This window comes from Bacillus sp. USDA818B3_A (assembly GCF_009928415.1).
GTDB lineage: Bacteria > Bacillota > Bacilli > Bacillales > Cytobacillaceae > Neobacillus.
Genome location: NZ_JAABNN010000018.1, coordinates 77,793 through 92,417, shown reverse-complemented (window position 1 = coordinate 92,417; position 14,625 = coordinate 77,793). Strand labels below are relative to the sequence as shown.

Annotated in this window: 12 protein-coding genes and 2 riboswitches; of the genes, 8 read left to right on the top strand and 4 right to left on the bottom strand. The window is 39.1% G+C overall.

The annotated features are described in order from the left end of the window. Positions 1–12: 12 nt before the first annotated feature. Both GXK58_RS21250 and GXK58_RS21245 read right to left on the bottom strand, forming a co-directional pair. Entirely contained in the window at positions 13–645 is a 633-nt protein-coding gene (locus GXK58_RS21250) for a hypothetical protein (protein WP_160725179.1), read from the bottom strand. A 172-nt stretch (positions 646–817) separates the two neighbouring features. Next, positions 818–1,249 (bottom strand): MarR family winged helix-turn-helix transcriptional regulator, encoded by a 432-nt coding sequence (locus tag GXK58_RS21245; protein ID WP_160725178.1) that lies wholly within the window; start codon positions 1,247–1,249, stop codon positions 818–820. A gap of 118 nt (positions 1,250–1,367) precedes the next feature. Here GXK58_RS21245 and GXK58_RS21240 point away from each other — a divergent pair, with 118 nt between their 5' ends. From GXK58_RS21240 to fabF, 7 genes are all read left to right on the top strand, one after another. Beyond that, entirely contained in the window at positions 1,368–1,955 is a 588-nt protein-coding gene (locus tag GXK58_RS21240) for an NAD(P)H-dependent oxidoreductase (RefSeq protein WP_160725177.1), read from the top strand. A gap of 345 nt (positions 1,956–2,300) precedes the next feature. Continuing rightward, a complete protein-coding gene (locus tag GXK58_RS21235) occupies positions 2,301–4,220 on the top strand; it encodes a beta-glucoside-specific PTS transporter subunit IIABC (protein ID WP_160725176.1) in 1,920 nt (639 codons plus the stop codon). A gap of 106 nt (positions 4,221–4,326) precedes the next feature. Next, positions 4,327–5,088 carry a MurR/RpiR family transcriptional regulator gene (locus GXK58_RS21230; RefSeq protein ID WP_160725175.1) on the top strand — a complete coding sequence of 254 codons (762 nt, stop codon included), beginning with the start codon at positions 4,327–4,329 and terminating at the stop codon, positions 5,086–5,088. 97 nt (positions 5,089–5,185) lie between these two features. Continuing rightward, entirely contained in the window at positions 5,186–6,640 is a 1,455-nt protein-coding gene (locus GXK58_RS21225; protein ID WP_160725174.1) for a glycoside hydrolase family 1 protein, read from the top strand. 169 nt (positions 6,641–6,809) lie between these two features. After that, positions 6,810–8,255 (top strand): 4-hydroxyphenylacetate 3-monooxygenase, oxygenase component, encoded by a 1,446-nt coding sequence (gene hpaB, locus GXK58_RS21220; RefSeq protein WP_160725173.1) that lies wholly within the window; start codon positions 6,810–6,812, stop codon positions 8,253–8,255. 72 nt (positions 8,256–8,327) lie between these two features. Continuing rightward, a riboswitch (cyclic di-GMP riboswitch) is annotated at positions 8,328–8,420 on the top strand. Positions 8,421–8,463: 43 nt separating this feature from the next. Further along, positions 8,464–9,333, top strand: a complete 870-nt coding sequence (locus GXK58_RS21215) for an amidase (RefSeq protein WP_160725172.1) — start codon at positions 8,464–8,466, stop codon at positions 9,331–9,333. Between the two features lie 150 nt (positions 9,334–9,483). Continuing rightward, complete coding sequence (gene fabF / locus GXK58_RS21210) at positions 9,484–10,722, top strand: beta-ketoacyl-ACP synthase II (RefSeq protein WP_160725171.1); 1,239 nt, start codon at positions 9,484–9,486, stop codon at positions 10,720–10,722. An 81-nt stretch (positions 10,723–10,803) separates the two neighbouring features. Here the strand turns inward: fabF and rlmN are convergent, their stop codons facing one another. Together rlmN and GXK58_RS21200 are read right to left on the bottom strand one after the other, a co-directional pair. Further along, on the bottom strand, positions 10,804–11,862 hold the full coding sequence (gene rlmN, locus GXK58_RS21205; RefSeq protein WP_160725170.1) for a 23S rRNA (adenine(2503)-C(2))-methyltransferase RlmN: 1,059 nt from the start codon (positions 11,860–11,862) through the stop codon (positions 10,804–10,806). A gap of 91 nt (positions 11,863–11,953) precedes the next feature. Next, positions 11,954–12,925, bottom strand: a complete 972-nt coding sequence (locus GXK58_RS21200; protein WP_160725169.1) for a TRM11 family SAM-dependent methyltransferase — start codon at positions 12,923–12,925, stop codon at positions 11,954–11,956. A 274-nt stretch (positions 12,926–13,199) separates the two neighbouring features. Here GXK58_RS21200 and trpB point away from each other — a divergent pair, with 274 nt between their 5' ends. After that, positions 13,200–14,366, top strand: a complete 1,167-nt coding sequence (trpB, locus tag GXK58_RS21195) for a tryptophan synthase subunit beta (protein WP_160725168.1) — start codon at positions 13,200–13,202, stop codon at positions 14,364–14,366. Positions 14,367–14,482: 116 nt separating this feature from the next. After that, positions 14,483–14,561: riboswitch (ZMP/ZTP riboswitch) on the top strand. The last annotated feature ends 64 nt before the right edge of the window (positions 14,562–14,625 follow it).

Genomic DNA, 14,625 nt, shown 5'->3' with positions numbered 1-14,625 from the left:
GGCAACTGCCTCCTATTCTATACACTGATCGACCAGGTATCCCCGAAATGCGTGATAACCTTTAGATGGGCCAGGGTATTTAACTTGGATCCAACTTATGGGAAATCCCTCTAACTCACGATAGTTAGGCGGGTATAAACGTGTCCGGCCATACCCGGACCATTCGGAATAGAAACCAAACATAACAAGCCTGTTCAAGAGATCAATGACAGGCAGTATAAAACGCGGATTTTGGTTAAAAGGATAAGGTATATCAGCAGGCTTGACAGCAAGGTGTTCTAAAAGAGTGACAGAACGTAAACGGTCTTCGGGTGATAGGCTTGAGAAAATTCCTTCATTAGGAATCTTATATAAGTTAAGGGGTTGTAAATTCCCACTGTTTAGAACTAATTGATGGGCTGATATTTCTAGCAGTTCTGCAGTTTGTCTTGATAATGAGTAGTTTGTATTATTTATAAGGGATATGGAATGGTCTAGTGTCCAGATGATGTATTCATGGATAAGTAAATCAGATGCACCAAAGTATTGTATGGTACCAAGCTTTAGATCATGCTGTGGAGTATTTGGGATTATTGCAGTTGCAAATGCTTTAAATACGGTATTTGTAAATGAATCAGTGTTCAGAGCCCCCGTATTTAAATACATATATTCCACCCCTATAACTAGGTTTCTAAGCTCTTATATTTATATGTCCGATTAACGGGGGAAATTTCTAATTTTTTTTTGGACAAAGCTTGAAATCTTATATGGACAATAATAGGGAGCCGAAGTCATCTTTATCCTTATAAAGTACCTCTAATGAGGAAGGCGTTCTTCCTTATTGAGAAAATACCTTTGCCTGAAGTATAGCCATGGCATGTTCAATTTCCTTTAACTCTTCTGTCGACGCATTTTGTATTCGATCGAAAAAACGAGATTCTATCGATGCAAAGGCTTCATTCATCATCTTTTTTCCATTATCCGAAAGACGAATATATTGTTTCCGTCGATCTTCTGTATCAGTTATCTTTTCAATTAAACCTTTTTCAATAAGCTTTCTAAGCTCACGGCTCGTGTTTGGCATAGACATATTAAGACAATCGTTAATTTCACTTGGTGTCACAGGGTGACCAACCGCGATATTTTCAAGGATATTATATTGAACTTGAGAAATGGAATCTGATTTCACGTCTTTTGTTAATTCATTTGTTACACGATGAACAGATGCGGTAAATGATACAAGTTTATAGAATAATTCTCTTTTGTCCAATTTCTTTCACCTCTTATTGTGAAGATATCAAAAATATTATCAAAATACAATTATCAATTGATAAACAACTAAAATGGTGCTACTATTTACTTATCAGATGATAAGTAAGGGGTGCGATATGAATCTGCTAGTTATTTATACCTATCCAAATCATCAAAGTTTAAATTACGAATTTTTGCAAAAAGTGATTAAGGGCAGTAAAGAAAATCCTGCCATTAAAGAATTACAAATCTTGGATTTATATGAAGAGAACTTTAATCCTCTGCTGGTCTTTAATGAACAAAAAAAGAGACGTGACATGCATATCGATCCGGGTACTGAAAAGTATAGACATCAAATTAAATGGGCTGACAAGATTGTATTTATCTATCCAATATGGTGGGGAAGACCTCCTGCTATGCTAATGGGTTATATCGATCAACTATTTGCTTCCAATTTTGCTTATAAAGACAAGAAAGGACTCTTCCCAGAAGGGCTTTTGAAAGGAAGGTCTGTGGTATGTATATCAACGATGAAGGGACCTGCTCACTATCCATTACTCTGGCTGCATAATGCTCATAAAATTCTAATGAAACGTGCTTTATTTAATTTCGTGGGAATCAAGAAAGTGAAGTTTTTTGAGTTTGGTAATATGGAAAGTCCAAAGGGAAACCATGGAAGGAAGCTTGAGAAGATATATAAATATTTTAAATATATAGCTGATTAAGAGGTTATCACCATTTATACTTGTGTTGTCCTAATATAGGAGAGGGGAGATACTTTGTTAATCCACCCTTTCCTTTGGGAATTAAGCTAGGTATTTATTACCAGGAGTATATTATTAAAATGTTTAATGAAAGCGTTGACATTCAGTTAATACGTGATAGAATGAAAGCATAAACAAACAACCAAATAAATCTTTTAGGATTGTTACTGGTCCGGCAGGCAAAACCTAAATTACTCAAAGTATAAGAATGCTATTTTCTTATATTATGAGTAATTTAGGTTTTTTGTTTTTCTCGGACTGAAAGCGAATACAAAAACTGTTTTTAAAATTATGGAGGTGTTCTTAATGGCTAAAAAGGACTACACAGGCCTAACGAGGAACATTTTAGAGTTAGTCGGAGGAAAAGAGAATATCAACAGTGTTTTCCACTGTGTGACAAGACTTCGTTTTAAATTAAAGGACGAGAAACTTGCTAAAACGGAAGAAATCAAAAACTTAGATGGTGTTGTGACCGTTATGCAAAGCGGCGGGCAATATCAGGTTGTCATCGGAAACCATGTACCTGATGTCTATGCCACATTCTTAGAAGTCGCAAACATCAGTGCCACAACAAACGACGATTCAAGCAGCAATGAAAAAGTTGGAGTTGGCGCCAAATTCATCGATATGATTTCAGGAGTATTCACTCCGATCCTTGGTGTGTTGGCGGCAACTGGTATGATTAAAGGTTTTGCTGCATTAATCCTTGCTTTAGGCTGGGTGTCAGCGACATCAGGGACCTATAACTTACTGAATATTGCTGGAGACGGTTTATTCAATTTCTTACCAATCTTCCTAGGTTACACAGCAATGAAAAAATTCGGTGGAACACCGTTTATCGGAATGGCTATCGCAGCAGCGTTAGTGCATCCGACATTGACAACACTAACAACAGGAGATCCGCTTTACACATTATTCAAAGGTTCGTTATTCCAGTCTGATATTCGCATCACTTTCTTAGGTATTCCAGTGATTATGATGAGTTATGCTTCATCCGTTATACCGATTCTAGTTTCAGCGTTTTTTGCGGCTAAGGTAGAAAAAGGTTTCAAAAAAATCATTCCAGATGTTGTAAAAACATTCATCGTTCCATTTTTAACGATTATGGTTATGGTTCCATTAACTTTCTTAGTGATTGGCCCCGTTTCTACATGGGCAGGTACTCTTCTTGGTGCAGCGACTTTATGGGTTTATAAGTTAAGCCCTGTTATAGCTGGATTAATCATCGGAGGATTTTGGCAAATATTTGTTATCTTCGGGCTTCACTGGGGACTTGTTCCGATCGCTATTAACAACTTAACCACTCTGCATTACGACCCAGTTCTAGCCACAACCGTTATGGTATGTTTCGCACAAATTGGTGCAGTATTAGCGGTTATGTTAAAAACAAAAAACAAAGGTCTAAAATCACTAAGTGTTCCAGCTTTCATCTCAGGTATTTTCGGTGTCACAGAACCAGCTATTTACGGGATTACACTGCCACTTAAGAAACCATTTATTATGAGCTGTATTGGTGGTGCAGTCGGCGGTGGTATTATTGCTGCTACTGCAGGGAAACTATGGATGTTTGGGGGAATGGGTATCTTCGTTTTCCCAGCCTTTATCAAACCAGGTGCATCCCTGGATATGTCTTTCTATGGGGCAATCATTGCATTAGTTGCAGGCTTTGCTGTAGCGTTCATTTTAACTTATCTATTCGGTTTTAAAGATCCGGCAAGTAAAGAAAAAACAGCAAATGAACCAAAGAAAGAAAAAGTTTTTGATAAAAACCGTATTCAAGAGGTTGCCAGCCCTTTAAAAGGGAAGGTTATTCCATTGAATCAAGTTGAAGACGCGGCATTTTCAAGTGAAGCATTAGGAAAAGGAATTGCCATTGAACCAACGGAAGGAAGAGTAGTTTCTCCAGTCAACGGTGTGGTAACGACTTTGTTTAAAACAAAGCATGCCATTGGGATTACATCAGATAATGGCGTAGAAATTCTGATTCATATTGGGATGGATACGGTTAAATTAGAGGGTGAACCTTTTACCGCACATATCCAACAAGGTGATTCAGTCAAAGTCGGTGATTTATTAGTAGAATTTGATATTGCTAAAATCAAGGCTGCCGGCTTAGAAGTAACAACGCCTGTTATTATCACAAATAGCGGGGATTATGCAGAAATTAATCCAACAGCAAATAAAGCGATTGAACAGAAGGAAACATTATTGACGATTTGTGGTTAATGAAAAGGACCATCCTTATGATTCACAAAAGTGCCTTACCCAATCAGGGTTAAGGCACTTTTTGTTGTTAGTAAAAGTATGATAGACTTTTAATGAGGTGGAGAATTTGGAGCAGCTGATTTATACGCTTTTGGCTTATATAAACAATTCACTTAATAAGGATATCAATTATTACATAGCAAAAAGTCTATTGGAACATATCAAAAGAATAGAGAGTTTTTCTTTAGAGGAGATTGCAGAGGCTTGTAATGTGGCTCCGTCGACCATTAATCGTTTTTGCAAAAGGATTGGTTTTAAAAACTTCTCAAATCTAAGAAATAGTGCAGCTAGTCCCATGAATGCATCTTTGTACGAACATGCTCATTCAGATTTAAATCCACAGATGTTTTTTAACCAATTAAATGAGAATATTGAAATGATCGACCATATCCCTCTGGTAGATATTGATCGGATTGTAAACCAGATTCACCAATCGAAAAGAATTGTGATTTTAGGTTTTGAAAAATATCAAATTCAAGCGATGGAATTGCAAAAAAGATTATTTCTACTTGGCAAGCTTTCCGAATGTGATACAAATCTTTTTAAACAGATTGATACATTGACTGATTTAACAGAGGAAGACATGATAATAACCATTTCCATTCAAGGAAATATCCTATCTAATCATTTTCCTATCAGTGAAAAAATCAAAAAAGCTAAAGGAAAGAAATTGCTCATAACTTTTTCTAGTGAACTTGATAAATTACAGCTGTTTCATGAAATTCTGCAATGCGGCAAAATTGAAAATAGTAGTGTAAGCAGCTATACCCTTTTGCGGGTATTTGATGTATTAATGGATCGCTATCAACGTTATTGTGAATCTATCTAGTTTTTAACTGGTCTTAACAAGACCAGTTTTTTTTGTCGAATGATAGTATGCTTATCTTATCAGCGAATTAATATTAATCATAATCGGAGGTATTCTGATGAAACACAATCGTTTTCCAGAAGGTTTTTTATGGGGCGGAGCAACCGCAGCCAATCAATTAGAAGGTGCGTATAATGAAGGCGGCAAAGGTTTATCCATTTTTGATATGGTATCCTTTATCCCGAAAGAAGAACGCACCAACGATATCGAAATGGATGTCAGAAGTGAAGAAGAATTAGCAGCATTATTAGCAGGAAAAGAGGGAGACAACTTCCCAAAACGCCGTGGAATCGATTTTTATCACCGCTATAAGGAAGACATTGCCTTGTTTGCCGAAATGGGCTTTAAGACATTCCGTATGTCCATTTCTTGGCCGCGCATTTTCCCAAATGGGGATGAGTTAGTGCCGAATGAGGAAGGATTAGCATTCTATGACAGAGTATTTGATGAATTATTAAAATATGATATCGAGCCTTTGGTGACTTTATCACACTATGAAATGCCGCTTCACTTGGTGCAAAATAATAATGGCTGGACCGACCGCCGTGTAGTAGATTACTTTGTTCATTATGCTGAAACTGTATTTAAGCGTTATAAAGGGAAAGTAAAATACTGGTTAACGTTTAATGAGATTAACGTATCAACCATTTCTCCGTACATTGGCAGCGGGATCCTTGTCGACCGTGTTGAGCATAAGGAACAAGCCGTTTATCAAGCGCTTCACCATCAATTTGTTGCAAGTGCACGTGCAGTAAAAGCATGTCATGAAATCATTCCGGAAGCGATGATCGGCTGTATGCTGGCACGTATGGAAGTTTACCCAGAAACATGCAGTCCAGATGATGTGTTAGCGGCATTGGAAGAAGATCAGAAGAATCTATTCTTCACAGATGTTCAAGTACGCGGCTATTATCCAAGCTTTATGTTAAGTTATTTTGAAAAAAATAATATCAAAATTGAGATGTTACCTGGTGATGAAGAACTCTTGCTGCAGCATCCAGTAGACTTCTTATCATTTAGCTACTACATGACAATGGTGACAAGTGGTGATACAGATCGTTTAAAAGAAAAAGGGAACTTCTTCAGCGGTATTAAAAACCCTTATTTACAAGCTTCTGATTGGGGCTGGCAAATCGATCCGAAAGGCTTGCGGATTACCTTGAAAAAAATGTACGACCGCTATCAAGTACCTTTATTTATCGTGGAAAATGGTTTAGGTGCCTACGATAAAGTAGAGGAGGATGGCTCCATCAACGATGATTACCGGATTGATTATCTGCGCGCCCATATCGATCAAATGGGAGAAGCGATCAAAGATGGAGTAGAAGTAATGGGTTACACCAGCTGGGGTTGTATTGATCTAATTAGCGCAAGCACCTCAGAAATGTCTAAACGCTACGGATTCATTTATGTCGATCAAGATGACTATGGTAACGGAACATTAGAAAGAAAGAAGAAGAAATCATTCGATTGGTACAAAAACGTCATCGAAACAAACGGTGAAGAATTGTAATAGTGTGTTAAGGGGACGGTTTTCCTGCTTCCAAAGCAGAAAAAATCGTCCCCTTGTTTCATTCTTCGTCCATTTTAAAAACAGGGCTCTTCCAATATGAACAAGCACCGATTTTCTCCAATAAACTGAAACTAGCTATGCTAGTACGTAAAATAAGGGAGAAGGAAAAATGGGAATGATTAATGGAACAGAGTTTACAGACCGGTTAGATCAGTTGGAGAATGAGCTTTGGCTGGATGGTGAAAAAATAACGGGGAAAATCTCCGAGCACCCTGCCTTTAAAGGGATTGTCCAGGCAAAGGCGTCCCTTTATGACCTGCAAAATGATCCTGATTTTATAGACGAAATGATGTTCTTTTCAGCAGATACAAAAGAACCAACGGGAGTTTCCTATTTACAGCCAAAAACAAAAGAGGATCTTAAGAAAAGAAGAAGGATGATTGAACACTGGGCTAGGCTCAGTAATGGGATGATGGGCAGAAGTCCCGACTATATGAACACAGCAGTTATGAGCTTTGCCTCGTCTGCGGGCCTATTGGCTGGAAGAGAAAATTGTTTTCCTGAAAATATTCAAGCCCTCTACAAACGGGCAATGGAACAAGACCTCTCCTTTACACATACTTTTATTACTCCCCAGGTCAACCGATCTCAAGGCTATATCGAATTATCCGAGAAGCCAATTTCTGCTAAAGTTGTTGATAGAAACGAGAAAGGCATTGTGATAAAAGGAGCCCGCTTGCTCGCTACTCAAGGCGGCTTGACGGATGAAGTTTTAGTCATTACTGCTCCCAGGTTATTTTTAGATGCAGATGAAGCATTCGCCTTTTCCATCCCCTCTAATACAAAAGGATTAAAGTTTATTTGCAGAGAATCTTTTGTAGGGGGAGAATCGAGTTTTAATTATCCTCTAAGCTCAAGATATGAGGAAATGGACTCCATCGTTGTTTTTGATCATGTACTAGTTCCATGGAATCGAGTATTTTATTACGATAATGTGGAAGCGGCAACTGACTTCATGACTAGGAGCTCCTTTCATACCTTTGCTTACCATCAAGTAGTGACAAGACAAATCATAAAAACAGAATTTATTCTCGGTGTTGCCGAGCTTCTTGTCCAAACTTTGAATGTTAGTGAGTATCAACATATACAGGAAAAAATATCTGAAATTATCATTGGTCTTGAAACGATGAGAGCACTTTTAGAGAAGGCGGAAAACGATGCTGAAATAGATGAGTGGGGCCTTATGCGTCCTAGTATGATACCATTACAGACAGCCTGTAACATTTTCCCTAAACTATATCCACGTTTCACCGAGATCATCCAAATAATTGGCGCCAGTGGGATGGTTTCATTACCAACTGAAAAATCCTTTGATTCTGAGATAAGACCAGAACTAGACCAATATCTGCAGGCCCAATCGACGACTGCCGAGACCCGAGTGAAGATATTCCGCTTAGCATGGGATCTTACGATGAGCTCATTTGGTACAAGGCAAACACAATATGAAAGATACTTCTTTGGCGACCCTATACGATTGTCCAGTAATTTATATCAGACCTATCCAAAGGAAATGCATGTCGACAGGATAAACGAATTATTAAATCGTGGATGCTGATTATTAATACAAAAGAACTGTATCCAGGATTTAAAAACTAGGTAAAATGTATTATAATATAGAAAATTATTATTCTGAAAAAGGCAAACTACTCCGAAAGGGTAGGACGCAAAGCCATGAGCCTACACGCAGCTTTTAAACGCGTATGGTCGTCAGGTTGCCAGGTTCCATTCTGTGAGCCTTGGGTGACAGAATGGAGGTAAAGTTCATGAAAAAACTAGTAATCTCAGCCCTTGTTTTTTTCTCAATTTTTGCTGGGTCCTTTGGATGCGCAAAAGCTTCCGACAATCAAACCTTAGCTACATGGCTTTGGAATCCTTGGGAATTGGTGAATAACGAATCTGGTACTCTCGCTTTTCTTGAGGGGAAGAATGTGAACAAAGTATATCTGCAGATTGACCGTGATATCCCGCTTAATGTTTACCAAAGTTTTATTGAGAAGGCTTCTGCCAAGGGAATCAAGATTTATGCATTAGACGGGGGACCTAACTGGGTGGCTCCAAAAGGCGATCGAAACCTAGATCAACTAGTAAATTGGCTGCAGACCTATCAAAAAGGTTCTTCCACTCTTCAAAAGTTTGCTGGGATTCATTTAGACGTGGAACCTTATTTATACAGCGGCTGGTCGACCAATCAGGCCGGAACGATAAAATCCTATCAAGCCTTATTTTTGAAAGCTAAAAGCAGTGCGGCTGCTTTAGCTCTGCCGCTAGAGGCAGATATTCCTTTCTGGTTTGATGAGACCACTTATAAAAACACCTATGGTAAAGGGACGTTAGCTGAATGGGTAATAGCTAACACAAACAGTGTGTCAATTATGGCCTATCGTGATTCAGCGGCAATGATTATTGACCTCGTGAAAAATGAAATAGCCCTTGCTGGAAAATATAATAAGCAGCTATTAATAGGTGTAGAAACAGGACAAACAAGTGAGGGTGACAATATATCCTTCTATGAAGAAGGGGAAGCTTATATGAACCAGGAGCTGGACAAGGTAAAAAGCTATTATGCCGGGACAGCCGGATATAGTGGAATTGCTGTTCACCATGTTGGCAGCTGGGAGACAATGAAACCTTAAAAAAAGCAGCGACCGTCATATGACGGAGCTGCTTTTTTTTGGAATAGATTAAATTAGAATGATTCCAAATCCCTCACTCAAAACCAATCAATTTGTCCAGCCACCCTTAATTAGTTACAATAATAAAAAAAGGGTGGGAGAGAACATTAAATGAAAAGAGTAGTGGTTACAGGTATGGGAGCAGTCACACCTTTGGGGAATGACGCTTTGACTACATGGGATAACATAAAAAAGGGAGTTTCAGGGATCGGACCAGCTACCTTATTTGATATAAATAAAGTAGATGTCAAAATCGCTGCGGAGGTAAAGGACTTTACTCCAGAAGCCTATATGGATCGAAAAGAAGCAAGAAGAATGGGGCGTTATAGTCAGTTTGCTGTAGCCGCAAGTAAAATGGCAGTAAAGGATGCCGGCATTGAGATTGGTGCCGATATCCAACCAGAACGAGTTGGTGTCTGGATCGGATCAGGTATTGGCGGTTTAGGTGAATTCGAGGAACAGCATCAGAAATTTATTGAAAAAGGCCAAAGACGGGTCAATCCGTTTACCATTCCGATGTTTATCCCGGACATGGCAGCAGGCCAGGTTTCCATCGAACTTGGTGCAAAGGGAATTAACAATTGTTCTGTGACCGCATGTGCGTCCGGAGCCAATTCCATCGGTGATGCCTTTCGTGTGATTCAAAAGGGCGATGTGGATATGATGATTGCCGGCGGGACAGAAGCGACAGTTACAGCAATGACGGTTGCCGGTTTTTCGAATATGACCGCTCTTTCAAAAAATCCAGATCCGAACACAGCAAGCCGTCCTTTTGATAAAAATCGTGATGGGTTTGTGATTGGTGAAGGTGCTGGAATTGTCGTGTTAGAGGAATTAGAGCATGCATTAGCCCGTGGTGCTCACATATATGGAGAATTGATGGGTTACGGGGCTACAGGTGATGCTCATCATATTACAACACCAGCACCAGAAGGGGAAGGCGCCCAGCGGGCAATGAAATTAGCATTAGAGGATGCCAGAATCTCACCAGAACAAGTGGACTACATTAATGCACATGGTACATCCACTTATTATAATGATTTGAACGAAACAGCAGCGATAAAAGAAGTATTTAAAGAACATGCTTATCGGCTTTCGGTCAGTTCGACAAAATCAATGACGGGTCACCTATTGGGGGCAACCGGAGCGATTGAGGCGATTTTTTCTCTATTAGCCATCAAAGAAGGCGTGATTCCCCCAACCATTAATTATGAAACACCTGATGAAGGACTTGATTTAGATTATGTCCCGAATGTAGCTAAGAAGAAGGACGTAGATGTAGTTTTATCGAATTCATTAGGTTTTGGCGGACATAATGCCACATTGATTTTTAAAAAATTTACTGAATAACAATAGATGGGTCCTCTAGGAAAAGGTAAAAAAAGAAGGTATCTAAAAATCTTTAGGTACCTTCTTTTAAAATTTCTGAGCTTATACTTTTCTAATTTGTTTGCTTCTTAACTGTCCGCACGCAGCATCGATGTCTGTTCCATGTTCTTGGCGGATTTTGCAATTAATACCGCCTTTTTTCAACGTATCATAAAACGAGAGAACTGACTCCTGTTCACTTCTTTGATATTGACTATGTTCATCCACTGGATTATAGGGAATTAAGTTCACATAGACCTGTTGTCCTAGAGGATGAAGAAGTGAGGCAAGCTGCTCGGCTTCTTGCTTATGATCATTTACTTCCCTCAACAGAATATACTCAATCGTAATTCGACGATTTGTTTTTTCGATATAATACTCCATCGCCTTCATGAGTTTTTCAATGGGAATGGCACGGTTTATTTTCATAATACGAGTACGAAGCTCATTATTTGGTGCATGTAAGGAGACGGCCAGGTTTACCTGCAGATGTAAATCCGTGAATTCAATAATCTTGTCGGCAAGACCACTGGTTGATACGGTAATCCGTCTAGCAGCAATGGCAAGCCCTTTATCATCTTTGATCACCTTAATAAAGTCCAATAGGTTCTCAAAATTATCAAATGGTTCACCAATACCCATCACTACCACATGACTCACCATTTCTTCTTGACCTTTTTTGTCGAGATGCAGTTGGACATTCATAATCTGCTCGACAATTTCTCCGCTGGATAAATCGCGGCTTTTCGCTAATAGACCGCTCGCGCAAAAACTGCATCCTATATTACAGCCTACTTGCGTGGTTACACAAACCGAAAGACCATATTTTTGGCGCATTAAAACTGTTTCAATTAAGTTGCCATCCTGCAATTTAAACAAGAATTTAATCGTTCCATCGGCAGATTCTTGCTTAATATGCTCCTGTAAAGTATGAATGGCGAAGTTCTCTGACAGTAATTGAACACAAGCTTGATTTACATCTGTCATATCCGAGAAAGCTGTTACACGTTTTCGATAAAGATATTCCCAAACTTGTTGAGCCCTTGACTTTTTATGACCGTGTTCCATTAGCCATGCTGTCAATTGATCTATAGTTAATCCATATATCGACTCTTTTTTCATACATTCTCCTCATTTCTTAACGATAAAACTTACCTTATTACACTCAGATTACTTATAGCAAAATGAATAGACTCTAATTGAGCCCAATCAATCAATTACATACAAGCACTTCTCGAATAAATAACCCCTTTTTTGCAACAGCTCGATCAATAATTGAAAATCTTGCATTTATTAGGATTTCATCTATGGGTTCAACAGTGACCACGACTACTCTGGTTGCAAACCTACGAGCACTTTGGAGTATTTCCAGCTGTTCTTCTGCAGTTATTACTGAACACAAATTATAGGGTAAATCAATAATGGCGACATCATAATGATTGGTGATATCGCGAATATCTCTTTCGGTTATTTCACCAGTAAGACCAAAATATGCCATGTTTTCTCGTGCCCCAGGGAGAATCAATTGATTTCGATCGCTTCCCACCATATTAATTCCCATGGACCGGGCTTCAACTAGGACCGTACCAATACCACAGCAAGGATCGATGGCCTTAATTCCAGATGGATTTGGGATAGCAATATTTACTACTGCTCTAGCAACACGCGTATTGAGTGCAGTCGAGTACCCATTTGGCTTTTTTTGATGTCGAAACCAAACGGACTCACTTTTCAGATACTCCCCAAATACCCATCGTCCGTTAACATTCATGACACCAAACCATCGATCAGGTTGACGAAGATCTGCTTTACCATGGATGTGTAATCCAATCTCACGTTCAATTGAACGCCGTTTCTCGAAGCCTGCCTTTTCACTTTTGGTCTGACCATTATTTTTTACATAAGTGACTTTAAACGTAGCTCCGCATAGCTGTAAAGTTTCTACCTGTAAAAAAAGTTCCTCAAGGCTTTCCGCCGTATAAGTTACTGTAATTCTTTCCTTAATAAAAGGGCTGCGATTTGGATCAATTTTTACAAAGCTTTCCAAGACGTTAGATTGAGACATCTCACCAAATAATGAGCGCATTTCCAACGCACATAAAGAACGTTCATCTTCTGAATAGGCGTAGGTATATATATAAGCCGGTTCTTTTTGGGGAGTAATACCCAAAGCGACATCAAACATTAAATTTTCTATTTCATCTTCACCTCAAGTTTTTCTGAAAAAAATAATCACCCCGAGTAGTTTGCTGCTTCACCTTATTATTCATTATACCAAGAAACGACACATTAGTTAAAACACCTTTAATTGGGATTTAAAAAGGTATAAAAAGTTAATGGTTAAAAATACTATCGAAATAGTTCCCATGATAGTAGTATAGTGATAAAATAAAAGTTAGAATATTCTAATTTATTATTCTGCTGAGCTAAGAGATAGATTCGAAGGAGACGAGGAGATCATGGAGAAAGTAAATACTGAGGTCAAAGGTTATTTTGGTGAGTTTGGAGGCAGTTTTGTTCCTGAGGATTTACAGACTGTCATGAACGTATTGGAAGAACAATTTTTGCGGTATAAGGATGATCCTGAGTTTATCGAAGAATATAATTATTATTTAAAAGAATATATTGGCCGGGAAAACCCTCTCACATTTGCCGGGAATTTGACTGCAAGAGTAGGAGGAGCGAAAATCTACTTGAAGCGGGAAGATTTAAACCATACTGGAGCCCACAAAATCAATAATGCCATCGGGCAGATTTTATTAGCCAAACGAATGGGCGTTAAGCGGATTATTGCGGAAACCGGGGCAGGCCAGCATGGCGTGGCGACGGCTACGGCGTGTGCGATGTTTGGGATGGAATGTGTCATCTATATGGGTAAGCTTGACACCGAACGACAAGCACTGAACGTTTTTCGGATGGAATTACTTGGCGCAAAGGTAATACCTGTTTCAAAAGGGCAAGGACGCCTAAAGGATGCGGTTGATGAAGCTTTAGGGGATTTAGTCCAAAACTATAAAAATACTTTTTATTTATTGGGTTCAGCTGTTGGACCTCATCCGTACCCAACCATGGTCAAACATTTCCAGGCAATCATTAGTGAAGAATCCAAACGCCAGATCCTTGAAAAAGAAGGCAAGCTGCCGACTGCCGTCATCGCCTGTGCAGGCGGTGGAAGCAACGCGATTGGAGCATTTGCCCACTATATAGACGAAAAGGATGTCCGCCTTATTGGGGTAGAACCAGCGGAAGCCCCAACCCTAAGTGAAGGCGTTCCAGCTGTCATTCATGGATTTAAATGTTTGACATTATTAGATGAAAACGGAGAACCTAAACCAACCTACTCGATTGCAGCCGGTCTGGATTATCCTGGTGTAGGACCAGAACACAGCTACTTAAAGACAAGTGGAAGAGGCGAGTATGTAACGGTTACGGGACAAGAAGCTTTAGAGGCTTTTCTTTTACTAAGTAAGACAGAAGGGATTATTCCAGCATTGGAAAGTTCACATGCAGTCGCCTATGCTGTCAAACTAGCTGCAGAATTACAAGCTGATGATGTGTTGGTGGTGAATTTATCCGGACGCGGCGATAAGGATGTTGAGCAAGTTTTTGATATGATTAAAAAATAGTCCAAGACTAAAAGCCCACTGCGAATTTTGAAAAGTTGTAACAAGATACCATTTTTTGACGTTTATTTTATAATTGAAAAGTATTAGAATATTTGTTAAAATACAAATAAATTTAAAAGGCTATGTGTGACTGGCGAAACACGGAAAACCGTGGGGGAGCACATAGTGTCGGAGCCGTTCGCCTGGGCAGAGGTAAGGGAGGAAGAAGGATCCCTTACCTCTTTCTATATATTAGGAGGCGATCTTCCATCATTTTGTA